We start from the raw sequence: 24,065 nt of genomic DNA on the forward strand, positions 1-24,065 counted from the left end.
CCCAAGCACCCCCTCCCCATCACCGACCTCTCCCTCGTCGTGCTGATCGGTTCGACCGGCTCGGGCAAGAGCACGTTCGCCCGGCGGCACTTCAAGCCCACGGAGGTCATATCGTCGGACGTATGCCGTGGCCTGGTCAGTGACGACGAGAACGACCAGAGCGTCAGCGGTGACGCCTTCGACGTGCTGCACTACATCGCGGGCAAGCGGCTGGCCGCCGGGCGGCTCACCGTGGTCGACGCCACCAGTGTGCAGAGCGAGAGCCGCCGCGGGCTGGTCCGGCTGGCCCGTGAGCACGACGTGCTGCCGATCGCGATCGTGCTGGACGTGCCCGCCGACGTGTGCGTCGCACGCAACGCGGAACGCCCGGAGCGCGCCCATCTCAAGCGGCACGTCGTCGACCGCCAGCAGCGCGAACTGCGGCGGTCTCTGCGGCAGTTGGAGCGCGAGGGCTTCCGCAGGACGCACATCCTGCGCGGGGTCGACGAGGTCGAGGCGGCCACCGTCGTGCTGGAGCCGCGGTACAACGACAAACGGCACCTGACCGGACCGTTCGACATCATCGGCGACGTCCACGGCTGCCGTTCCGAACTGGAGACGCTGCTCACCACGCTCGGATACCGGCTGCGGTGTGACGCCGACGGCCGGCCGGTCGGCGCCGAGCACCCCGAGGGACGCACGGCGGTCTTCGTCGGCGACCTGGTCGACCGCGGGCCGGACAGCCCCGGCGTGCTGCGCCTGGTCATGGGCATGGTCGCCGATGGGCAGGCGCTGTGCGTCTCGGGCAACCACGAGAACAAACTCGGCCGCCAGCTGCGCGGCCGCAGCGTGCGGTTGACCCACGGGCTGGCCGAGACCGTCGAGCAGCTGGCGCGGCAGGACGAGCGGGACCCCGACTTCCGCGGCCGGGTCACCGAGTTCGTCGCGTCCCTGGTCAGCCACTACGTGCTGGACGGCGGCGCGCTGGTGGTCTGCCACGCCGGCCTGCCGGAGAAGTACCACGGCCGCACTTCCGGCCGGGTGCGGTCCTTCGCGATGTACGGGGACACCACCGGCGAGACCGACGAGTACGGCCTGCCGGTGCGCTACCCGTGGGCCGAGGACTACCGGGGCCGCGCCGCGGTCGTCTACGGCCACACCCCCGTCCCGCGCACCGGCTGGCTCAACAACACCCTGTGCCTGGACACCGGCTGCGTCTTCGGCAACGAGCTGACCGCGCTGCGCTGGCCGGAACGGCGGACGGTCGCCGTGCCGGCCGAGCGCGTCTGGTACGAACCGGTGCGCCCGCTGCGGGCCGACGCGCCCGGCGGACTCGACGGCCGGCCGCTGGACCTGGCCGACGTCACCGGCCGCCGGACCGTGGAGACCGCCCACCACGGGCGTGTCGCGGTGCGGGAGGAGAACGCGGCCGCCGCGCTGGAGGTCATGAGCCGGTTCGCCGTGGCCCCCGGGCTGCTGGCCTACCTGCCGCCGACCATGGCCCCCTGCGCGACCTCCTCGCTCGACGGCTACCTGGAGCACCCGGCGGAGGCGTTCGCCGGCTACCGGGCGGACGGCGTGCGGCAGGTGGTCTGCGAGGAGAAGCACATGGGCTCGCGCGCGGTGGCCCTGGTCTGCCGGGACGCGGACACCGCCGCGGCCCGCTTCGGCGCGCCGGCCGGCGTCACCGGCGCGCTGCACACCCGCACCGGGCGGCCGTTCTTCGACGACGCCGACGTCACCGAGGAGGTCCTCGGCCGGCTGCGCGACGCGGTCGGGGCCGCCGGGCTGTGGGACACGCTGGACACCGGCTGGCTGCTGCTCGACGCGGAACTGCTGCCCTGGTCGCTCAAGGCGTCCGGTCTGCTGCGCCGCCAGTACGCGGCGGTGGGCGCCGCGGCCCGCACGGTCTTCCCCGGCGCGCTGGCCGCGCTGGAGGCGGCCGGCGCCCGCGGCACGGACGTCGGCGAACTGCTCGGCCGGCAGCGGGAACGCGCGCAGGCCGCAGGCGCGTTCACCGACGCCTACCGGCGGTACTGCTGGACCACCGACGGCCTGGACGGCGTGCGGCTCGCGCCGTTCCAGCTGCTGGCGGTGGAGGGCCGCTCCCTGGCGGCCACCGCGCACGACGAGCAGCTCGCGCTGATCGACCGCCTGGTGGCCGCCGACACCAGCGGCCTGCTCCAGGGCACCCGGCGGCTGCTGGTGGACACCGGGGACCTCGCGTCGGTCGCGGCCGGTACCGACTGGTGGCTGGAGCTGACGGCGGCCGGCGGCGAGGGGATGGTCGTCAAACCGCTCCCGGCGTTCGTCCGCGGCCCCAAGGGCCTGGTCCAGCCGGGCGTGAAATGCCGCGGCCGGGAGTATCTGCGGATCATCTACGGGCCGGAGTACACCCGTCCCGAGACCCTGGCGCGGCTGCGCGGCCGTGCCCTGGGTCACAAGCGGTCGCTCGCGCTGCGCGAGTACGCGCTCGGGCTCGAAGCGCTCGACCGGCTCGCGGCGGGGGAGCCGCTGTGGCGGACGCACGAGGCGGTCTTCGCCGTGCTCGCGCTGGAGTCGGAGCCGGTCGACCCCCGGCTGTGACCGGACGGACGCGCCGCGCACCGGTCCCGGTCCGGTGCGCGGCACGTCCCTCCCGGCCCTCTTCCGGCCTCCTCCCGGCTCCTTCCCGGCTCCTTCCCGGCCCCCGCGCGGGCCGCTTGCGGACCGCTCGCGGACGGGAGTGTGGCGGAGGAAACCCCGCGGAGCGAGGGTCCGCGGGGGCTCGGCATGGGAAGGTTCGCTTCATGGGCTTCCACGTGGATTCCGAGGCCGGGCGGCTGCGTCGCGTCATCCTGCACCGCCCGGACCTGGAGCTGAAAAGACTCACCCCGTCGAACAAGGACCAGTTGCTGTTCGACGACGTGCTGTGGGTCCGGCGGGCGCGTGCCGAACACGACGCGTTCGCCGACATACTCCGGGACCGGGGAGTGGAGGTGAACCTCTTCGGTGACCTGCTGCGCGAGACGATGCAGGAGCCGGTCGCCAGGCGGCTGGTGCTGGACCGGATCTTCGACGAGAAGGAGTTCGGCCCGCTGGCCACCGACCACCTGCGGGCCGCCGTGGACCAGCTGGAGGTGCCCGACCTGGTCGAGGCGCTGGTCGGCGGCCTGACCAAGCGCGAGTTCCTGGAGCGGTTCCCCGAGCCCGCGTCGGTGCGTTTCCACGTGATGGAGCTCGACGACTTCCTGCTCGCCCCGCTGCCCAACCACCTGTTCACCCGCGACACCTCGGCCTGGGTGTACGACGGGGTCAGCATCAACGCGATGCGCTGGCCCGCCCGGTGGCGGGAGACCGTGCACTTCGAGGCGATCTACCGGCACCACCCGATGTTCGCCACCGGTGAGTTCCACGTCTGGTCGGAGGGCCAGGCCACCTACCCGTCGACCATCGAGGGCGGCGACGTGCTGGTGATCGGCAACGGTGCCGTGCTGATCGGGATGAGCGAGCGCACCACCCCGCAGGCGGTGGAGATGCTGGCCCGCGGGCTGTTCGCCGCCGGTTCCGCCCGCACCATCGTGGCCCTCGACATGCCGAAGCGCCGCGCGTTCATGCACCTCGACACCGTGATGACCATGGTCGACGGCGACACCTTCACCCAGTACGCGGGCCTGGGCATGCTGCGGTCGTACACCATCGAACCGGGACAGGGCGCGGACGAGCTGAAGGTCACCGACCACCCGCCGGAGCAGATGCACCAGGCGATCGCGGCGGCCCTGGGGCTCGACGCGATCCGGGTGCTGACCGCGACGCAGGACGTCCACGCGGCGGAACGCGAGCAGTGGGACGACGGCTGCAATGTGCTCGCCGTCGAGCCGGGCGTGGTCGTGGCCTACGAGCGCAACGTCACCACGAACACCTTTCTGCGCAAGCGCGGCATCGAGGTCATCACCATCCCCGGCAGCGAACTCGGCCGGGGCCGCGGCGGCCCGCGCTGCATGAGCTGCCCGGTGGAACGCGACCCGGTCTGACCGGCGGATCATCGCACGGCACCCTCGGGAGCACGGTCTGACGGCACGGCATGCTGCGCCGCTCGCCGGGTTGTTGTCGTCCGGCGGTACGACCGGGTGAACGTGGGACTTCCCTCTTGTATGACGTTCAGGGGGGACGCCGTTCAGCTTGAGTGCCGTCACGCTGGTGTGCCGTTCAGCACGTATGCCGTTCAGCACGTACGGCGTTCCGCCGGTGTGACGTACCGCCTGTACGACGTTCAGGTCGTACGACGTTCCGCCCGTACGACGCCAAGGCGGTACGCCCGCAAGCGGTACGCCTGCACACCTGCCCGCCCGCACACCTGCCCGCCCCCACACCGGCCCCGCACGACAGAGCCGGCGCCCGCGTGCGCCGGCCCCGCCGTCCGGTCGCTCAGCCGAGGACCCGCGCCGCCATCTCGCGGATCGCGGCGATCAGGGTCTGCGGTGCGGTGAGGTGGGCGATGTGTCCCTGGCCGGCGAGGGTGAGCAGTCGTGCGTCCGGCAGGGCCGCCGCCAGGTCGGCGGCGCGTTCGCGCAGGTGGGTGGGGCTGAGGTCGCCCTCGACCAGGGTGGTCGGCGTCGTCAGTGCCGTGTACCGGTCGACGCCGATGCCGAGTGCCTCGATCGACTCGTTGTCGGTGATCTGCGCGGCGGCGCAGCGGGCGAACGCGGCCCGGGTGCCCGGGTCGCGGAACATCGCGTCGACCACCGGGCGCGGCATCCTGACGATGTCGCCGAGGTGGATGCGCATCGCCTCCACCGGGTCGCCCGCGTCGAGCGCGGCGCGGGCCCGGAGCCCCGCCGCACCGCCGACCGGGTAACGGGTGGGCACCGGGGGCTCGTAGAGGAACAGCCCGGCGAACGCGGAAGGGGCCCGTACCGCCGCCTCCAGTGCGGCGACGGCGCCGGAGGAGTGCCCGGCCAGCAGCACGGGCCCCGCCAGCAGTTCGGCGACCGCCAGGATGTCCGCCGCCTCGACCGCCATCGAGTGGGTCCGGGGGAGTTCGGCGCCGGGCAGGTAGATCCGGCGCCGGACCCGGACCACCCGGAAGTCAGCGGTGAGCGGACCCGTGACGGCCTCCCAGCTCGTGGCGTCACCGCCGCCCGGGTGAACGACCAGCAGCGTGGGCCCGGTGCCGTCGTCGAAGGCGTAGGGGGTCATATCGTCGTCGGATCGTACGAGAAGGTCAGCCATGTCGATCAGCATCCGGCCCGCCACCGACAGAGCCCCGACAGCACCCCGATATCAACCCACGCTTCCCTACGGAACACCGACATCGCCGGGCCCGGTCCGCCGCCGGCCACCGCCCGACGCCGTTCCCCGCGCGACGACGCCGGCACCCCACGGCGGCTCCCCCAGGCGGACACTCCGCGGTGGGCACCGAACGGCGGACACCCCCGTCCGCATAAGAATGTTGCCCATCGTATAGACTTCCAGTATTCGGAGTCGCCGCGACCTAGGAGCCCCCATTGGCCACCGACCTCACCGGCCGGCACTTCCTCAAGGAGGAGGACTTCACCGCCGAGGAGTTCCACCACCTGGTGGACCTGGCCGCCCGGCTCAAGGCCGCCAAGCGGGACCGCGCCGAGGAGCGGATGCTGACCGGGCGCAATCTCGCGCTGGTCTTCGAGAAGACCTCCACGCGCACCCGTTGCGCCTTCGAGGTCGCGGCCGCCGACCAGGGCGCCTCGACCACCTACCTCGACCCGGCCGGCTCGCAGATCGGGCACAAGGAGTCGGTCCGCGACACCGCACGGGTGCTGGGCCGGATGTTCGACGGCATCGAGTACCGGGGCAACGGGCACGAGGTCGTCGAGGAGCTGGCCGCCCACGCGGGCGTGCCGGTGTGGAACGGGCTGAGCGACCTGTGGCACCCCACCCAGATGCTCGCCGACGTCCTCACCATGTCCGAGTACAGCGCCAAGCCGCTGACCGACATCTCCTACGCCTACCTGGGCGACGCCCGCTACAACACCGGCAACTCCCTGCTGGTCACCGGCGCGCTGCTCGGCATGGACGTCAGCATCGTGGCGCCCGAGGCGCTGTGGCCGCAGGCGTGGGTCGTCGCGCTGGCCCACCGGTTCGCGGCGGCCAGCGGGGCGCGGATCAACCTCACCGAGGACGTCGCCGTCGGAGTGCGCGGCGCCGACTTCGTGCACACCGACGTGTGGGTGTCGATGGGGGAACCGCAGGAGATCTGGGACGAGCGGATCGCCCTGCTGGCGCCGTACGCGGTGACCATGGACGTCATGAGGGCGACCGGCAACCCGGACGCCCGGTTCATGCACTGCCTGCCGGCCTTCCATGACCTGGGCACCGCGGTCGCCCGCGAGGTGCACGCCCGGCACGGCCTGACCTCGCTGGAGGTCACCGACGAGGTCTTCGAGTCACCGCGATCGGTGGTCTTCGACCAGGCCGAAAACCGCATGCACACCATCAAGGCGCTCCTGGTCGCCACCCTCGCCGGCGCCTGACCGGCCGACGTCACGGGGGAACGGGGCCCGGGCGCCGATGGGTCGGGGCGGTCGGCGGTACCGGCGTCCCGGGGCGGGAACGGGCGAAGGCGGGGGCGGAACCTGTCCGTCGCTTCGCCGGGAGAGCCCTTCCCGGGCCGGGGCCGACGGCGTCTTCGATACGCCTCCCGTCCCCCTGGCTCGGAAGCGCTTCCCGCTTATCCGATCGACCCGCGGACGCCGGTCCGGCCGAAATCGCGAGGTGGGATTCTTCACCGTTCCGGTTACACTTCAGCTAACGTTGGCGTTGCTTCACAGCACCTCGTTTCACAGCACCCCGGCAAGGCGATCCGGACCATCCGCGTCCGCCCGTGAAGGCGGCTGCGCCGCGCCCGGTGGTTACTCGGACGAGAAATGAAGCTCCATGGGAAACTTCAGGGGGAAGAGATGCCCGCAGAGGAAAACTTAGCTGAGCTGGCAAGGGCGGGTTACCTTCCTGCGGACATCGATCTCGACGATGGTGTCGTCCTGCTCGCCAAGCTGGCGCATTCCGGGTTTCAGGAGGTCTGGTACAGCGATACCGTGGCCGGAGTCGATGCGGGGGACCACAAAGTGGTTCCCTTTCGTGCGTTCGTGGAGCAGTTCGCCGACCGGCGGGACGATGAACACCTTCGCCTGATCGCCCACACGTCCCGGTGCGGATCGACGCTGCTGGCCAACCTCCTCACTCTGCGGCCCACGACCATGGTTCTCAAGGAGCCGGACTTCGTCACCGTCCCCGCGCGCAGGATCGCCCTGGCCGCCGATGCGGCGGAGGCCGCGGATTCCGCCGCCCTGCTGAGGGCCTTGATGAACTTCAGCTGCCACGCCGCGGCCGTCGCGGGACGTGAACTCGTCATCAAGCTCACCAGTTGGATCACGCCGCTCGTGGTGGCCGCGCTGAACGGGAGCGAGCACGCCACCTGGCTGTTCGTCTGGCGCGAGCCCGAGGAGGTGGTGGCCTCCAACGTGGCGCAGTCCCCCTCGTGGGGCAGGGACACCGAGGACGGTCGGGCCGCCCGGTACCTCGCGGGTGTCGCCGACACTCCGCTGGGCTCCGTGGAGTTCTACGCGAACACCTGGCAGCGGATCGTGGACAGTTTCGGGCCGGCCGGAACCGGCATTCGCTGGCGCACTCTGGAATACCGGGAGCTGGCGGGCGCGAAAGCCGAATCCCTGGTCGCGACCGAGAGCTGGTTCGGCCTCGCCGCCGCCGGTGGACTGCCGGCCGCGTTCGAGGAGGAGAGCAAGAGGTACTCCAAGGGGTCCAGGGCGGAGGTCTTCGAACCGGCGAACGCCCACCGCCGCAGCCCGCTGGAGCCCGACGAGCAGGAGCAGGTCGACGTCCTGACGAAGCGTGCGCTGGAGACGTTGCGCGCGGAGACGGACCACCGGCTGCTGCCCTGACCGCGTCACGGTGGCGTACCGGCGTCACGGTGGCGTACCGGCGTCGCCCGGCGTGCCCGGCGTGCGCATGGTGCGGTGCCCGGGGCGCCGGTTCGCGGGCAGCGCACCGATCCGGTGGCCCGGAGAGCGTCCCGGGGCGCCCGGCGGCCACGTCACCCGGGAGCGCCCGGCAGCCGCGTCCCTCGTCGCCCGTCACCCGTCACCACGCGGGCACCCGATCCCCACGCGTGCCGCGGCCGCCGCACGGTCACCGCGCGGACGCGATGATGCGCTCGATGTCCCAGGCGTGGTGGTAGGCGTCGTGCGGGTTGTTGCGGGCGACGTCCTCCGCGCGCTGGGCGCCTCGGGCGGCGTGCTGGAGGACGACGCCGTCCGCCAGGGCCGCGGTGACCGAATCCGACCAGGCCGTCGCCGCTCGCTCCAGCGACCAGAGGGCGGCCGCCGGTGCGATCCGGTGGTAACGGCGGGCCTGTGCCAGGAGGTCCGGGTCGTAGCCGGGTACGTGGACCTCCCCGGACAGCCGGGCGCCGGCGAGCCCTTCGGCCCAGATCCGCAGGTTGTCGGTCACGTGGCAGACGTACTCGATGGGCCCCCACGCCAGGTCGGGGTGGCGTTCGTCCCCGGTGCACCCCTTGAGCAGTTCGCGGAAGCGGTCGGGCAGCCCTTCGAGGACCCGGATCGCCTCGTGCGGCGTCAGGGACCAGCGGTAGCCGCAGCCGTCGCAGGGATCGCCGTACAGGTCCGCGCCCCATCTCTCCACTGACGTCCACCTCTCGTCTCGTTGAACCGCGCGGCAGCAGGCCGCGCGCGGAAGCCCGCCGGTGCAACGGCCATCGGTGGAACGGCCGTCGATGGAACGCCCGGCGGCGGACCGGTCGGCGGCGGAGCGTCCGATCGCAGAACGTCCCATCGCAGAACGTCCGACGCGGAACGCCCGGCGAGGTGCTCAGAGCCAGCTGGCGCGGATGCTTCCCGGCGGGGGATTCAGCGGCGGCCGGCCCAACTCGCCCGCCCGCACCCTGGCCAGCATCCGCTGGACCGCATCGAGGATCTCCGGCACCGCGAGCCGCAGGCCGGCCAGGTCGTCCGGACTTGCCGTGTCCGCGGCGACGCCGGCCTGCGCCAGCAGGCCCGGCAGGTCCGACAGCTTCCGGCCCAGCCAGCCGACCGGGTCGGCGAACAGGTCCTCCTCGAAGGCCCGCTCGCTCTCGTTCCACCCGGAGAATCTCGGATGATGGTGTGTCCGGTCGAAGCTGCCCGGGCGACCGTCCACCGACTCCAGCAGGTCGGCCCGCCAGATCGGCTCGTCGACGCTGATCGGCCGGGACGAGTAGATCGACCCCTTGAGTTCACCGGGCCTGATGTGGCGCAGCTCCAGCCGGACGCCGTGCTCCGCCCCTTCCTGGCCTTTCGGGGGATCGGCGTGCAGAAAGTACAGATCGCTGGCCAGCACCGCCAGCCGGTCGAAACCAAAGGCGTAAAGCATCAGGAATTCCTCTCGGTGGCAGCGAATCCTGTCGTACTCGCTATTGCGGCTCTCGCTCGCTGTTGCGGCGGCACGGCGATGCACGTGATGCCCTTGCGTCGCATGTTCGACCGGCGCGTTACCTGGCCTCGTCAAGGTGGTCATCGGTGATGCGGCCCGGATTCGGCCCGGGAGGCGGCCCCGAAATTCCGTCCGGTATTCGATTCCGGATTCAATCAGGATTCGGTCGGGATTCCGTCCGGATTCGGTGCCGGATTGAGTCCGGACGGCGGGACGGCTCGGGTGCCGTGGAGACCGACGGCATCGCGGACCGCGTTTTTCGAGGCCGCCGGCACCGGTGCGGTGTGCGGGGCTGAACGGCGCCGTGAGCCGTTGCCGCCATCGGTCTCCACGGCCGCCGTCAGCCCCGCCGCCCTCAGCGGTCTCCCAACCGCACCCAAGTGGTCTTCACGTCGGAGTACTTGTCGAGGACGGCGGTGCCCTTGGTGCGCCCGTAGCCGGACCTGCCGACGCCGCCGACCGGGACGGTGAGGTCGTCGCCCTCGAAGCAGTTGACCCAGGCGATGCCCGCCTTCACCGCGCGCGTCACCCGGAACGCCGTGTCCATGGAGGACGTCCACACCGACACGCCCATGCCGTACCCGGAGGAGAACGCCACGCGCAGCGCCTCGTCGACGTCGTCGAACGGGCGGGCGGCCGCGACCGGCGCGAACACCTCCTCGGTGAAGACCCGGCTCGACTCCGGCGCGTCGGCGAGCAGGGTCGGCGCGAAGTAGCGGCCGCCGGCCACCGCCGCCACGCTCTCCCCGCCGCGCAGGACGCGTCCGCCGCCCGCCACGGCCTCCTCGGTGGCCAGCTGGGCGTCACGCAGCTGGTGTTCGGTGGTCAGCGCGCCGACGGAGGTCTCCCAGTCGAGCGGGTCGCCCACCCGCAGCTTGTCGATCTCGGTACCCAGCGCGTCCATGAACTCGGCGTACACCTCGCGCTCGACCAGCAGGCGCGAGCAGCCGGTGCACATCTCCCCCTGGTTGAAGTACGCGCCCCACGCCACCGCGCGCGCCGCCTCGCCGATGTCACGGACGTCCTTGAACACCACGGCGGCCGACTTCCCGCCCAACTCCGGCCAGACGCGCTTGCCGTTGCTCTCCCCGCTGGCGCGGATCACCGCGCGGCCGGTCGCCGCCGAGCCGGTCACCGCGACCGAGTCGATGTCGGGGTGCCGGCCGATCGCCTGCCCCGCCACGCGGCCGAGCCCGGGAACGACGCTCAGTGCGTCCCGGGGCAGGCCCGCCTGCACGGCGAGTTCGCAGCAGCGCAGCACGGACAGCGGCGCCTGCTCCGACGGCTTGACGACCACCGAGTTGCCGAGCATCAGCGCCGGCGCCACGTCGTAGCCGAGGAGCGCCAGCGGGAAGTTCCACGGGGTCAGGATGCCGACCACCCCGACCGGTTCCCGGCTCACCAGCGCCACGTCGTCACCGCCGACGTCGGGGTGGTCGCCGTGGAGCTTGTCGGCGAGCGCGGCGTACCAGCGGACGGCCCGCACGACGCCGCGCAGATCGATCCCGACCGCGTCCCTGATCGGCTTGCCGGTCTCCAGGCTGATCAGCAGCGCCAGTTCGACCCGCTCGGCCTCGATCGCGTCCGCCCACGCGGCCAGCACTTCGCCGCGTCCGCGCGGTGAGCGCCTCGGCCAGTCGCCGAGCCGCTGTTCGGCGCGCGCGTACGCCACCGCGTCGTTCACCTCCGCCTCACCGCAGGCGGGAACCGCGCTCAGCAGGCTCCCGTCCCGCGGGCTGAGCAGATCGAAGGTGCCGCCGCCGACATCGATCCGCTGTCCGTGCACCAAAGGGCGGGCGTCCGGCGTGACCTTCTCGGCCATCGCCTTCCAATCGATCGCGCTGTCGGTGTCGACCATCTCGACTGCTCCATCCACTCGTCACTCACTACCCGCACTGTCATGCCCCGACCGGCGCCGGGGCATCCCCGTCTCCGATGCGTCCCCGGCGTCGAAGCGTCCCGCGTCCCCGTCACCGAGCCGCCCCGGCGCCGAGGCGTCCCCGACGCCGAGCCGTCCCTGTCACAGAGGCCCGGCACCGGGTTCGCGTGGCACACCGTCCACCCGCGTACCGGGGCGCGGACCGCTCCGGTACGCCGGGATCACCCGGACCGGCCCCCGCAGGGTTCACCCCTCACCGCGGTCCCCCCGCGCGCGGCTGGACGACCGAGCGGTCGAGGTCCTTGAGGGCCCGGCGGCCGGCGAGGAGCATGGAGCGTTCGAACTCCGCGCGCAGCAGGCTCAGCGCCGCGTAGACCCCGGCCGCGCCGCCGGCCGCCAGGGCCATCGCGGTCAGGCGGCCGACCAGGACCACGTCCGCGCCCAGCGCGAGCGCCTTGAGCACGTCGGCGCCGCGCCGGATGCCGCCGTCGACCGCGACCGGCACCCGGCCGCGTACCGTCTCCACCACCTCGGGCAGTTGGTCCACCGTGCCGGGCAGGCAGTCCAGCTGCCGGCCGCCGTGGTTGGACACCACGATCCCGTCCACGCCGGCGGCGACGGCGAGTTCGGCGTCCTCCCCGGTCAGGACCCCCTTGACCAGCATCGGGACGTCCAGCCGCTGCCGCACCTGGGACAGGGTCTCCCAGGTCCAGTCCGAACCGGAGCCGGAGACCAGCCGGTTGGCCGCCGAGGTGGCGTCGGCGCCGTAGTTGCCGCTCCACTGCTCCTGGGGCGTTACGAAACGCCGCGTCATGGTGCGTTCCCGCCACCCCAGCGTGGGGCAGTCGATGGTGACGCAGAGCGCGGCGTAGCCGGCCTGGCAGGCGCGGTGGGCGAGGGCGAGGAACTCCTCCGGCTCGCCCCACGCGTGCAGTTGCATGATCTTCGGACCGTCGCCGGCGGCGGCCACGGTCTCCAGGGAGAAGCGGGACGCCTCGGAGACCACCGGAGCGATGCCCGCCATGGCGGTCGCGGCGGCGATCTCGCACTGGCCGCGTTCATGGAACATGCCGTCCCCGCCGATCGGCGCGGTGAGCACGGGGAAGGCCAGGTCGATGCCGAGGAAGGTGGTACCGGTGACCAACTCCGTCACCCCGGACAGGTACTTCGGGCGGAAGCTCCACCTGCTCAGCGCCGCGAGGTTGTCGCGCAGGCTCTGCTCCACACCGGCGCCGCCGTCGAGTACCGCCCAGGTGTCCGCGTCCAGGCGTTCCCGCGCGCGGGCGTAGATCTCCTCCAGCGTGGCGAACCGCTCACCTGTGGGCTCGACCGTCTGCTCATCCGTGGAGTGCGTCATCGTTGCGTCCCTTCGGCCGGCTGTTGGCGTCTGCGCGAGTCGCTCGTACGCGGGATTGCGGTAGCGGTGTCACCGGACGGGACCGCGCACCGTGCGGGGGTCCGGTACAGCTCCCGCCGTCTCCGGTGCGCTCGGCACCCGCTCCGGATCGTGGTGGGACGTCGCCGGTGCCCGGGAGGCGCACCGGCCGGGGGCGACATCCGCTGCCCGGGCCGCCTCGGACCCGGCCCGGCCTGCGGAACGGCCCCGGCGGCGGTCACGTCCGGCGTGTCCCGCCGCCGCGGGCCCCGCCGGTTGCCGAAAGGTTCCGGCACGGCCGTGGGGCGCGGAAGTCGATGGGGTGGAATTCGATGTGATGGCGGTCGATGGGGTGGACTCGAAGGAGCGGTCCCGGGTGGGGAGCGGGCGGCCGGACGGTTACGGGCGCCCGGCCGGCGCGTACCGGGCGACCGGCCCGGCCGCCCGGTACGCGCCCTCGCCCGTCGGCTCCCGCTCCCGCACGTCCCGCGCGGGCCCGGTCCGGCCGGTGGCGACCGCCGTCGCGGGTCACCGGCCGGCCGTCGCCCCGGCCCCGCGCGGTGGACCGGCCCCGCGCGGTGGACCGGTCAGGCGACGGGCGTGCGCTTGGCGACGAGGGTGTGCTGGGCGGGCATCAGCAACTCCTCGGAGGCGACGTAGCCGTCGTTCTGCTTGGCCAGGCGGGTGCCGAGGAACAGCTCGCCGCTCTCCCACAGGGACCGGACCAGTCCGACGAGCCGCTCGCTCGGACCGAAGCCGCGGTACCACGTGAGGAAGTCGGCCCATTCGGCGACCGCGCCGCGGGCCTCGATCCAGCTGGCCATGTCGTAGACGGTCGGCAGCTTCCACTGGTAGATCCCCCCCTCCAGCGCCCCGGTGGTCAGGAAGGGGTAGTTCTCCGAGACGTAGGTGGCCCCGCCGGCGGTGACGCCGTCCCGCAGCGGGGTGAGCGCCGGCAGCGCGTATTCGAAGTCGCAGGTGTCGGCCGCGCCGCGGCTGAAGTCGAAGTCCCGGGGGTAGGCCCGCTCGAAGGTCTCGAACGATCCGCAGTACTCGGCGGCGGCGTCCATGCTCTTGTAGAACGGGGCCCAGTACGGCTTGCGGGCGCCGAGCATCGCGCTGAAGATGTGGCTGCCGCATGCCTCGGCGAGCCGCTTGCCCATCGCGGCCACGTTCTCCGGGGTGTCGAGACCGGGAATCAGCGGCGCCACGTGGAACGCGACGGGGATGTCGTGCGCCGCCAGCTGCTCCGCGACGCGCAGCCGCTCGTGGGGACGAGGAGCGCCCGGCTCGATCTGGGCCGCGACATCCTCGTTGAGCGTGATGACGGAGATGCACACCTCCACCAGGCCGGCCGAGGCCAGGTCGCGCAGCACGTCCACGTCACGCAGCACCAGCGTGCCGCGGGTGAGCACGAACAGCGGGATCTCCGTCGCGGCGGCGGCCTCGAGAATCGAGCGCGTCAGCTTCTGCTCGGCCTCCATCGGCTGGTACGGGTCGGTCGTCGTACCGATATCGACGATGCCCAGGTCACTGCGCGCCGGGATGGAACCGTCGACCGGGCGCACGTGCCGGCCGTACTCCCCGGGGCCCTTGTAGAGGCAGTACTGGCACTCGAACTCACAACCCTTGTAGGTATCCGTGTAGGACCGCCAGTGGTGCGCGCGGATGGTCTCCACAGAGTTTTGGAACTCGAAGGCGCTCGGAAGTCGGTGCATGTCTGCTCCCTGGTATTCCGTTGTTCCTCTTGTGTGAGTTCGAGTTGTCGCTGCTGTGCTTCGTGCTGCTCGCCCTGATGTGCCGGACCTTCGTGAGGACCTGGTGCGGTCCGGCCGAAAGGTCCGGCACATCACGCGAACCCGTCAACGCCTGCGGTTCGTCCATCTGTTCGGAAGAGATCCCCGCCGGACTCGCCGAGCCGGCGGGGATCCCTTTCTCCGAACGGTGTCACCGGGACGTCGAAAGGACCGGCGTCCGTTCACCCGCCGTCGGTACGACCGGCGGTGCGGCCGGAATCGCTACACGGTGACCGAACGTGCGAGGGCGTCGCGGTCGACCTTTCCCACGGGGGTGAAGGGGAACGACGCCACTTCGAGGTAGCGCGCGGGAACGAAGTGGCGCGGAAGGACCTCGGTCAGCTTCTGGCGCAGTTTCTCCCCGTCGATGTCCGAGCCGGGCGCGGGGATGAAGTGAACGGCGAGGAACTGCTCCTCGCCTTCGGTGTGCGCCGTCACCAGGGCGTCGCTGACGCTTTCCAGCGCCCTGAGCTGGATCTCGATCTCCTCCAGCTCGATCCGCGCGCTGTTGATCTTCACCTGGGTGTCGCGGCGCCCGAGGAACTCGATCTCCCCGTCGGGAAGCAGCCGTCCGTGGTCGCCGGACAGGTAGGCCTGCGTCTCGCGTCCGGTCCACGGCCGGAACCGCTGGGCCGTCAGGTCGGGCAGGTTCAGGTAGCCGACCGGGACCGGCGCCCCGCCGATGCAGATCTCACCCTCGGTGCCGACCGGGAGCGGCCGCATGTCCGCGTCCACGACCTCGACGATCGCGTTGTTGATGGCCTTGCCGATCGTGGGCCGGTCGGGCCACTTCAGCGGATCGCCCGACAGGGTCTTGGCGGCGACGATGTGCGTCTCCGTCATGCCGTACTGGTTCTGCAGCTGCGCGCCGGTCTTGGCGAAGAACTGCCGCACCGAGTCGTTGATCTGGAGCTGCTCCCCGGCGGTGATGACCTCCCGCAGCGAGGTGGGGTAGAGCCCCGTCTGGTGCGCGGCCTCGATCACCTGGTAGAGCGTGGTGAACGACAGGTACACGCGGTGGATCTGCTGCTCGTCGATGTACTGGAGCAGCTTCTTCCAGTCCTGGCGGGTCTCCTCCTTCACCAGGACCACGGTTCCGCCGCTGGCCCAGGTCGCCATGATCTCCTGGAACGCGACGTCCACGCTGAGCGGCCACAGCTGCAGGGTGTTCCAGCCGACCGTGGAGCCGGAGTCGGCGACCTGCCAGGCGATGATGTTCGCCAGGGCGCGGTGCGGCATCTCGACACCCTTGGGCCACCCGGTGGAACCGGAGGTGTAGGTGACGTAGGCGGTGTCCTCCACCGAGACCTCGGCGGCGGACTGCCGCAGGTCCGCCTCGGCGCTCTCCTGCGCGGCGGCGTCGTCCTGCACGACGTCGTCGAGGATCTCCAGCCGGCACCCGTCCGGGATGGTGATCAGGTCGGCGAGCGCGGACCGGCACAGCAGGCGGTCCGCGCCGCTGTTGGCCAGCATGTAGTCGAGCCGGCGCCTGGGGTAGGTGTTGTCCAGCGGGACGTACCCCCCACCGCAGGCGAGCACGGCCAGGACGGCTATGACTAACTCGGGGGACCGGTCGTTGAACAGCGCGGCACGCCGGGTGCCCACCAGGTGCCGGGCGAACCGCTGGATCGAGGCCTGGACCTGCCGGTACGTCATCTCCCCGTCCGACCAGCGCAGCGCGATGGCGTCCGGGTGCTCGGCGGCCTTTGCCGCAACCATCTCGTGAACCAGCGCCGCCGTCTCGGCAGACACGCTATTTTCCGTCATTGAGAACTCCGCTTGCTGAGAATCAACGTGAATCTGGAAATGTGTTTCGGATACCTGTTATGTGTCGTGCAGAACCCCCAGCAACAATGCCGTGCTGCTCCGCCGGCGCGGCGGGACCGGCGATATCCTCATTCGCCGGCCACGCTGGCCTGCGGGCAGTCACCGGGCGCGCACACGCGCGACTTCCGCCTATTTCCAGCCGGTCCGGCTATGGGCGTGAACCAGTGCCGGTCGCGTTCAGATTTAGGCTGACACCCTCTTTCCACATAACCATATCAGCGATGAAGAGCACGTCAAGGCCCGACTCGGTAAAACACCGAACGGCATCCTCCGGAGTGCGGGCGATCGGCTCGCCCCGGATGTTCAGCGACGTGTTCAGGACCATCGGGACACCGGTGAGTTTGCTAAAACTGTCGATCAGCCGGTAGTAAAGAGGGTTCGCCTCCTCTGTCACCGTCTGGACCCGGGCGCTGCCGTCGACATGGGTAATCGCCGGCACCGTGTCGCGTCGATCCTCCCGAACGCTCAGGGCGAGCAGCATGTAGGGCGACTCAATTGCCGGCTCGAACCATTCCGCGTTCTCCTCGGCCAGGACGGAAGGCGCGAACGGGCGCCACGATTCGCGGAACTTCACGCGCATGTTGATTTTATCGGGCATGTCCCGGTTTCGCGGATCCGCCAGGATCGAGCGGTTTCCCAGCGCGCGCGGGCCGAACTCCATGTTCCCCTGGTACCAGCCGACGATATGGCCGTCCGCGATGGCCGCCGCGGCCACCGCGGCCGGGTCGTCGAGCTTGGCGACGCGGCTGACGCCGCTGGCCGTGACGGCCTCCGCCACCGCGGTCGCGTCGAACGCCGAGCCGAGGTAGATCTGGTCGGCCGGGACCGCCGGGGCCTTGCCGGAGTGTTCGACCCACTGGAGGAACGCCGCCCCGATCGCCGCCCCCGCGTCGTTGGCGGCCGGCGGGACGGAGATGCCGTCGACGATGGGGGAGGCGGCCAGCGCGCCGTTGGCGTTGCAGTTCAGGGCGACGCCGCCGGCCAGCACGAACTGCCGGCACCCGGTGAGGGACTCCAGGCGTGTCGCCAGGAACCGGTACACCTCTTCGAGGGTCTGCTGCACCCCGTGGGCGAGGTCCCGGGAGTTCGCGTCGGGCTTGCCCAGCGACGCCTTGTAGACGTCGAGGTCGCGCAGCTTGTCGAGGTGGATGTGGTATCGCCCGTCATCGTAGGAGACGACGTCCTTGAAGCTGATCCGGTCGGAGCCGTACCCGGAAAGCCCCATCGTCTTGCCCTCGTTGCCGATGGAGCCGAGGTGGCCGGCGTTCCCGTTGCGCCCGCTCTTGCCGTACAGGCCGCACAGGCTCGTCACGTACGTGTACAGGTGCCCCAGCGAGTCGGTCACCGGGTAGGACTCCAGGTGGTCGATCTGCGTGCCGCGGGCGTGCCAGAGCGACGTGGACTCGTGTTCGCCGCGGCCGTCCATCACCAGGACGTTCGCCTCGCTGAAGCCGCTGAGGTAGTAGCCGCACGCCGCATGCGTCAGGTGGTGCCGGAAATACCGCGCGTTCTCCAGCCCGTGCTGTTCGAGCTGAAGCCGCGCCTCGCGCCAGGTGTCCGTGTTCAGCTTCTTGGTCAGTTCGATTCCGTCCGCGCTGAGATCATCGCGGTCGATGACGTTCTGGTCGAAGGGATTGGCATTGTTCTTGAACTGCTCGTAATCGAAGGTGAGGCCCACGCCGAGCACGTCCTCGCGGCGTATGCCGGCCTGCTGGAGACAGTACTCGATCGCGGAGCTGGGGAACGCGGCGGTATGCCGGTCCCGGTTGAAACGCTCCTCCTCGATGGCGCAGACCAATTCTCCGTCAACGACTATCGCTGCCGACGTGTCGTGCAGGATGTTCAATCCCAGGAATGCGGCTGCCATTTCCCCTCCAGAGATGCGGTGATGTCCGTTTCCCTACGCCGATCATCGCTGTTCCGCAGACGCAACAAGCATGGACAGATGGGAACGCCTCAGCAAGGTATTCGTCAAGAAGAGACGTGTCGTGAGAGGTCGGACTCCGCGCCCGCGGAGGTGAACGGGAATTCCCCGTCAGCAGGGGGTGTCACGTACGGTCCGTGCCACGCAGTAGCCGCCGCACCGGACAGGGAAAGGCCCCGGCCGCCCGGTGACGCGCAAAGCCGTCCCCGGGCGGGTACGACGGGCAGGCGTACGGGCCGCCGACGGGAACCGGGCGGGAGAGAAATCCGTGGGAATGCCGGTCGGGGACGCGGGTCCCGGCGAAATCCGACATGATTCCGGCGCCCTTCACGGTCGCCGGACTTCGGACATCCGCTCGGACGGCGGAGTGGTCTTCGGCGATCGGGCCGCGATCGGGCCGCTTCCTCCCGGCCGGCCCGGCCCCGTGGGCGCGGTCCGATCGACGGGGCGGGGGCCGGCGCTTCCGCCGGGCGGACCGCGTGCCGGGTCCCGCCGGGGCTGCGCCGCAGATCGGGTACGCCGCGCCGGGACCGGTCCACCGGGGCGGACGGGATCTCCTGCGGCGGGAACGACCGCGCTGACGTGGGGATGGCGGCACCCGCCAGGTCACGGCCGCGGGAACGGGAAGCGGGGGGTAAGTGGTCCTCCGTCCGGTCCCGGACCTGACGGGGCATCGGGCCGACGGGGCCGCCCGGCTGCTTTCCCGGCTTCTCCCGTACACACTTCGTGGCACACGCATGCATCCGGGGCGGCGTCCGCCCGGGTAATGCCGATGGCAGTGGCGCCGAAGAGCCGGCGCCGTTCCGCGAACCTGCTCCTGGTGCCGCCGATAATCGCTTCCGAAGGTCGGTGACGAGTGCCTCTAACGATCCGATCGACTCCACCGGCGCCGCTGTCGACGCGTCAGCGGGCAGCCGGTATCGGCCGTCGAAAAGTAACCAATGATCATCCACCGAAACTCCAAGCGCAGAGACCTACATGCTTACCCATATCTGGTGGAGACCGTGGGCCGACGGCATCGTGGCCGGGGCCCGTGAGGGCAGCGTGACGTGGCACCCGTTCCAGGACGGGATCCGTTGTGCGTGGTGTGAAGGAGAAACGGCCCCTGGTCCGGGGGAAGAGCCCTCAAAGGTAGCCGATCGGGTACCGGGCAAGCGCGCACAAAGCTATTGGCGATCAGGAACCAAGGATCTCGGACAGCTTCTCTCCAGCAGAGAGGATGAGGTGCGTGACTCTGACGGTACAGAAGTTCCGCCCCCAGTTCAAGGCATCCGTGGGGCAACTGGTACAGGAAGCCTGTCGGTTGATCACGCGGGACACCGGGAATCCCCAGGTTGGCCGTGGACGCCGGTGAATTGGATCACGTGGCCGGCGGGCCGTTCCGAACCCATGAATTCACGGTGTCGCCGCCGTGCGTGCCCCGGGCCAGGGGTGAGAAAACGTGCCCCCCGGTCGCGGACGAACAACGGGCTGCCGAAAGCGGCGGCAGGCCCCGGCGAACGCGCTGACGCCGGGTCGGCCGGGTCAGCCGGGGGCGGCAGGGTCAGCCGGGTCAGCCGGGTCGCGGAGAACGGGTACCAGCGGTCAGCGGGTTGCCGGCGAACCCCGCCGGCCGGCGGATTCCGGGCAATCCGGGCGGACCCCACCGGCCGGCGGGTCCCGGTGATCCCGTGCCGCCGGAACCCGTCCACCCGCCGACCCGCCGACCCCGCCGACCCGTCCATCCGCCGAGCCGCCGACCCGCGAAGGCGCTCGCGGCTACTGCGTGGTGAAGCCGCCGTCGACGGCGATCGTCTGCCCCGTCACGTGTCGCCCGGCGTCGCTGACCAGCCACAGGACCGCGCCCGCGAAGTCGTCGAAGCCGGCGTTGGCGGGCAGCGGTGTGTTGCGCTGGAGCCAGGCGCGGAAGCGTTCGTCCTCGTACAGCTCGTCGTTGATCTCGCTGCGGAAGAACCCCGGCGCGAGCGTGTTCACCCGGATCCCGTGCCGGGCCCACTGCACGGCCAGCTCGGCGGTGAGCCCCGACAGGCCCTGCTTGCTGGCGGCGTAGGCGGCCTGCGGGTACCCGGGGAAGCCGACCTGCCCGCTGATGGAGGACACGTGGACGATCGATCCCCGCCCGGCCGCGACCATGTGCGGGAAGACGGCCTGGGACAGCTGGAACGGCGCGACCAGGTTGAGGTCGAGTGTCTTGCGTATCGCGTCGAGCGGTTCGATCTCGGCCGGGTCGCGGCTGAAGATGTCACCCGCCACGTTCACCAGGATCTCCGGGCCGCCCAGCTCGGCGGTGACCTGCGGGACGAGCGCCTCCAGCTGGGCCTGGTCCAGCAGGTCGCAGGCGACGGGAAGACCTCCGATCTCGTCGGCCAGCTTGACGAGGCGGTCGTACCGGCGAGCCACCAGGGCCACCCGGGCGCCGGCCGAGGCGAGCGCCCGGGCGAGCCCCGCGCCGAGCCCGGACGAGGCCCCCGTCACCACGGCCACGCGGCCGGTGAGGTCGAAGCGCCGTAACGCCTCAGGGATGTTGGGGTCCACGAAGCTACCTCCCGCTAGATGGGTTGGTCCTTGCGTGTGCGGCGACGCGGAGAGCGGGGGAGGGCGCGGGGCGACGACTGGGGATGACCACCCGGACCCCCTCCTGACCGCGTCGCGTGTCGAGATCGACGATCATGTGGCCGTGCTGTGCCGGGCCGCCGCCTCGCCGTGCGCGGCGTGTCGCAGGACGGTCGAACGCGGTCGGATCGCCGGACCGGGCGGCGGCGGGTGACGCGCCGCCGGACTCACGCCGGTGCCGGAGCCTGAAGCCGCGCCGGACCCGGGCGTCGAACGGGATGCCGGATGCGTACGGGACGGGATACCGGTTGCCTGGGGCAACGTCGATGATAATAAAGGCAGTTGGCCGACCTCGACCAGACGGCCCCGGCGCTCCGGGACGTACGGGACCCCGGCTCCGCCGGCATCGGCCCCGGTCAGCCCGGCAGCGGGTCGCGCGGGTCCGCCGGGCGAATTCCCCGCCCACCGCGGTCCCGACTGCCGCATCCGGCCGCGGGCCGGTGACCGCGATGCCGGCGCGTCGTCGACGGACCGCCCCCGGTGTTCACCCCCGGTCGGCACCGCCGTTCACCGCGAGGGCCGGCGTGGTCCGCCTGGACGCCGAACGGGTGCGGGACCGTCGGCGGCCGTGATCCGAGCGGGCCCCCGGACGACAGAACGCCGCGCCGGAACCCCGGCCGCGTCGTCACGTACGGACGACGCGGGCGGCGAACCGGCGCGGCGGACGGCCACGCACAGCGGGACGAAAGCACCCGGCGGATCACGGAACGGAAGCGCCCGGCGGATCGTGGGACAAGGCGTCCGACGGATCGCGGGACGAGAGCACCCGGTGGATCAGTAGGCGCGGCTGAAGATCACTCGCCGGCCGTAGACCGAAGGCTGCGAGCAGCGGACGCACTGGCCCGACTCCTCCGGCGCCTCGGCCGGGATGCAGCGCGGGGTGGCGGCGGTCTCGTTCTTGATCTCGTCCTCGCACTCGGTGCGCCCGCAGTGGAACGCGCGCGCCCAGCCGCCGGCGACCTGCTCGGTGAACGCGTCCCAGCTGTCGACGTCGGCGGTGTGCTCGTCGCGGAAGGTCTCGGCGCGGCGCAGCAGGAACGCCTGGAAGTCGTCGAGGATGCCGGGCAGCAGCTCGGCCACCCGCTTGAGCGGGATCTGCTCCTTGCCCGCGACCCCGTCGACCGGCAGTCGGCGGGCCAGCGTGACGACCTCGGCCTCCAGGTCGCGCGGGCCGATCTCCAGCCGGACCGGTACGCCGCGCATCTCCCAGTCGTTGAACTTGAACCCGGGGGACAGCTGCGGCCGGTTGTCGTCGACGTGCACGCGCACGCCGGCCGCCTTGAGCTCGTCGGCCAGGGCACGCGCCGCCGCCGTCGTGCGCTCCGCGGCCTCGTTGCGCCCGATCGGCACGATCACGACCTGGTAGGGCGCCAGCCGCGGCGGCAGCACCAGGCCCTTGTCGTCGCCGTGCGTCATGATCACGCCGCCGATCATGCGGGTGCTCATGCCCCACGAGGTGGTGTGGGCGAGCTGGAGCGCGCCCCCCTCGTCCTGGTACTGGATCTCGAAGGCCCGCGCGAAGTTGGTGCCGAGGTAGTGCGAGGTGCCGGCCTGGAGCGCGCGGCCGTCGCGCATCATGCCCTCGACGGTGTAGGTGCGCACGGCGCCGGCGAACCGCTCGCCCGGCGTCTTCTCACCCGGGACGACGGGCATGGCCGCGATGTCCCGCGCCACCGTGGCGTAGGTGTCGAGCGCCCACATCGTCTCGCGCATCGCGTCGGCCTCGTCGATGTGCGCGGTGTGCCCCTCCTGCCACAGGAACTCCGTCGTGCGCAGGAACAGCCGCGGCCGCATCTCCCAGCGCACCACGTTCGCCCACTGGTTGAGCAGCAGCGGCAGGTCGCGGTGGGAGTCGATCCAGCGCGCCATGTACTCGCCGAAGACCGTCTCGGAGGTGGGGCGTACGGCGAGCGGCTCCTCCAGCTTCTTGCCGCCCGCGTGCGTCACCACGGCCAGTTCGGGGGAGAATCCCTCGACGTGCTCGGCCTCACGCTGGAAGTAGGACTGGGGGATCAGCGATGGGAAGGCGACGTTGCCGTGCCCGGCCGCCTTGATCCGCGCGTCGAGGTCGGCCTGGATCGTCTCCCAGATCCGGTAGCCGTAGGGGCGGATGACCATGGTGCCGCGCACCGGGCCCCGCTCCACCAACTCGGCTCGCACGACGACCTCGTTGTACCACGCGGAGAAGTCCTCCGACAGCGCTGTCACACTCTTCTCGCTCACCGGGCGAGGATAGCCGATCCACGATGAACCACCGCTCCCGGCCACGGGCGGCCGGGCCCGCCGCCGGGTGCGCCCGCCGGGCACGCGGCCGTGGCCACCGGTTCGGCCACTGGTTCGGCCACCGGCTCCGGCAACGGCTCGGCCGCCCGATCTCGCGTCTCCGGCCCGGACTCGCGTCCCCGATCGGCCCGATGCCGCGCCCCCGGTCCCGGCGTCGCGTCGGCGCCCGTCCCCGACCCCGGCGGCCACCGTCCCGACCCCGGCGGCGAGCGGGACGGCGGGGGAGCACGCTCCTTATCTTCTGGCGACCTCCCGGGCCGGCCCCTCATCTCCCGCGCCGGCCACGTCACCGCCGGGGTCCCGCTGCGTGCGACGGCCGACTGCGTGCGGTGAGGGAGGAGGACGGGGAGGGGACGGACGGTGGGGGAGACCGACCATGAGGAACGGACAGGGAGGAAGGGGCCGTTGGGCACCGGGTTCCCGGGGGTCGGACGCGTATCGCGCCCGGTCCGGAACCCCGTGAGTGCGCGGTCGGCGCTTGCGCCGGGACCGGTCCGGCCGACGCGATCGCCCGCGTCACCCCACACGCGGCGATTTCCCCCTCAGGGGGTCGTCACCTCTTTGACAGGAGGTGTGAGGTGGGCCACGATCAACCGTCGACACTTGGTCACGGGTTACCTGTAGCGGGCCTTCCCCGAGATCGTGGAGGTACGGACTACGAGGTTCATCAGTCGTGAGCCCATCGGTGTTCGCCGCTGACCGGCGAACCGGCCTTCACACGCCGCGCGCCACCGGGCCGGACGAACGGGCGGTCTCCGCGCCGATCCGGTGAGCCGTGACCGCACCGCGCCCGCGCTCGCGGCGTAGGCGCAACGGACCGGGGAGCCGGCCGAATCCCCCGCAGGCTTCGCCTCTCCACCGTGCTCGGCCCGTTCTCCCGCCGGCGCCTCGACCGCGCCCCGGCCGCCGTCCGGCCGCCGGACCCGG

At 71.6% G+C, this 24,065-nt stretch carries 14 protein-coding genes; 4 read left to right on the top strand and 10 right to left on the bottom strand.

Annotated features, from left to right (window positions below):
• The first annotated feature begins 18 nt into the window (after positions 1–18).
• Complete coding sequence (locus POF43_RS15715) at positions 19–2,565, top strand: polynucleotide kinase-phosphatase (RefSeq protein WP_271325244.1); 2,547 nt, start codon at positions 19–21, stop codon at positions 2,563–2,565.
• 203 nt (positions 2,566–2,768) lie between these two features.
• Complete coding sequence (locus tag POF43_RS15720; protein WP_271313020.1) at positions 2,769–3,992, top strand: arginine deiminase; 1,224 nt, start codon at positions 2,769–2,771, stop codon at positions 3,990–3,992.
• Positions 3,993–4,386: 394 nt separating this feature from the next.
• Here the strand turns inward: POF43_RS15720 and POF43_RS15725 are convergent, their stop codons facing one another.
• On the bottom strand, positions 4,387–5,190 hold the full coding sequence (locus tag POF43_RS15725; protein WP_271313021.1) for an alpha/beta fold hydrolase: 804 nt from the start codon (positions 5,188–5,190) through the stop codon (positions 4,387–4,389).
• A 275-nt stretch (positions 5,191–5,465) separates the two neighbouring features.
• On the opposite strand from POF43_RS15725, the gene argF reads away from it, so the two are divergent.
• Together argF and POF43_RS15735 are read left to right on the top strand one after the other, a co-directional pair.
• On the top strand, positions 5,466–6,470 hold the full coding sequence (gene argF, locus POF43_RS15730) for an ornithine carbamoyltransferase (protein WP_271322777.1): 1,005 nt from the start codon (positions 5,466–5,468) through the stop codon (positions 6,468–6,470).
• A 426-nt stretch (positions 6,471–6,896) separates the two neighbouring features.
• Positions 6,897–7,895, top strand: a complete 999-nt coding sequence (locus tag POF43_RS15735; RefSeq protein ID WP_282704606.1) for a hypothetical protein — start codon at positions 6,897–6,899, stop codon at positions 7,893–7,895.
• Between the two features lie 247 nt (positions 7,896–8,142).
• On the opposite strand, the gene POF43_RS15740 is transcribed toward POF43_RS15735, so the two are convergent.
• From POF43_RS15740 to proS, 9 genes are all read right to left on the bottom strand, one after another.
• Entirely contained in the window at positions 8,143–8,655 is a 513-nt protein-coding gene (locus POF43_RS15740) for a hypothetical protein (protein ID WP_271322775.1), read from the bottom strand.
• 186 nt (positions 8,656–8,841) lie between these two features.
• Positions 8,842–9,381 (bottom strand): hypothetical protein, encoded by a 540-nt coding sequence (locus POF43_RS15745; RefSeq protein WP_271313025.1) that lies wholly within the window; start codon positions 9,379–9,381, stop codon positions 8,842–8,844.
• Between the two features lie 415 nt (positions 9,382–9,796).
• Complete coding sequence (locus POF43_RS15750; RefSeq protein ID WP_282704607.1) at positions 9,797–11,317, bottom strand: aldehyde dehydrogenase family protein; 1,521 nt, start codon at positions 11,315–11,317, stop codon at positions 9,797–9,799.
• 256 nt (positions 11,318–11,573) lie between these two features.
• Positions 11,574–12,677 (bottom strand): alpha-hydroxy acid oxidase, encoded by a 1,104-nt coding sequence (locus POF43_RS15755; protein WP_271322773.1) that lies wholly within the window; start codon positions 12,675–12,677, stop codon positions 11,574–11,576.
• Positions 12,678–13,282: 605 nt separating this feature from the next.
• Entirely contained in the window at positions 13,283–14,413 is a 1,131-nt protein-coding gene (locus POF43_RS15760; RefSeq protein WP_271313028.1) for an SPL family radical SAM protein, read from the bottom strand.
• Between the two features lie 300 nt (positions 14,414–14,713).
• Complete coding sequence (locus tag POF43_RS15765; protein ID WP_271313029.1) at positions 14,714–16,243, bottom strand: amino acid adenylation domain-containing protein; 1,530 nt, start codon at positions 16,241–16,243, stop codon at positions 14,714–14,716.
• Between the two features lie 223 nt (positions 16,244–16,466).
• On the bottom strand, positions 16,467–18,185 hold the full coding sequence (locus POF43_RS15770; RefSeq protein ID WP_271313030.1) for a carbamoyltransferase family protein: 1,719 nt from the start codon (positions 18,183–18,185) through the stop codon (positions 16,467–16,469).
• Positions 18,186–20,000: 1,815 nt separating this feature from the next.
• The gene (locus tag POF43_RS15775) at positions 20,001–20,777 is read right to left on the bottom strand and encodes an SDR family NAD(P)-dependent oxidoreductase (protein ID WP_271313031.1); all 777 of its coding nucleotides are present in this window, start codon (positions 20,775–20,777) and stop codon (positions 20,001–20,003) included.
• Between the two features lie 852 nt (positions 20,778–21,629).
• Positions 21,630–23,078, bottom strand: a complete 1,449-nt coding sequence (gene proS, locus POF43_RS15780; protein ID WP_271313032.1) for a proline--tRNA ligase — start codon at positions 23,076–23,078, stop codon at positions 21,630–21,632.
• Positions 23,079–24,065: the final 987 nt, after the last annotated feature.

Origin of the sequence: Streptantibioticus silvisoli (assembly GCF_027947535.2) — a bacterium.
In the GTDB taxonomy this organism is placed as follows: Bacteria; Actinomycetota; Actinomycetes; order Streptomycetales; family Streptomycetaceae; genus Streptantibioticus_C; species Streptantibioticus_C silvisoli.

What these genes read in the sequence shown, in the direction of transcription:
- POF43_RS15760 (WP_271313028.1), bottom strand. Translation starts at nt 14,413, where the DNA reads ATGCACCGACTTCCGAGCGCCTTCGAGTTCCAAAACTCTGTGGAGACC.
- POF43_RS15720 (WP_271313020.1), top strand. Translation starts at nt 2,769, where the DNA reads ATGGGCTTCCACGTGGATTCCGAGGCCGGGCGGCTGCGTCGCGTCATC.
- POF43_RS15745 (WP_271313025.1), bottom strand. Translation starts at nt 9,381, where the DNA reads ATGCTTTACGCCTTTGGTTTCGACCGGCTGGCGGTGCTGGCCAGCGAT.
- POF43_RS15770 (WP_271313030.1), bottom strand. Translation starts at nt 18,185, where the DNA reads ATGGCAGCCGCATTCCTGGGATTGAACATCCTGCACGACACGTCGGCA.
- POF43_RS15735 (WP_282704606.1), top strand. Translation starts at nt 6,897, where the DNA reads ATGCCCGCAGAGGAAAACTTAGCTGAGCTGGCAAGGGCGGGTTACCTT.
- POF43_RS15725 (WP_271313021.1), bottom strand. Translation starts at nt 5,190, where the DNA reads ATGGCTGACCTTCTCGTACGATCCGACGACGATATGACCCCCTACGCC.
- POF43_RS15755 (WP_271322773.1), bottom strand. Translation starts at nt 12,677, where the DNA reads ATGACGCACTCCACGGATGAGCAGACGGTCGAGCCCACAGGTGAGCGG.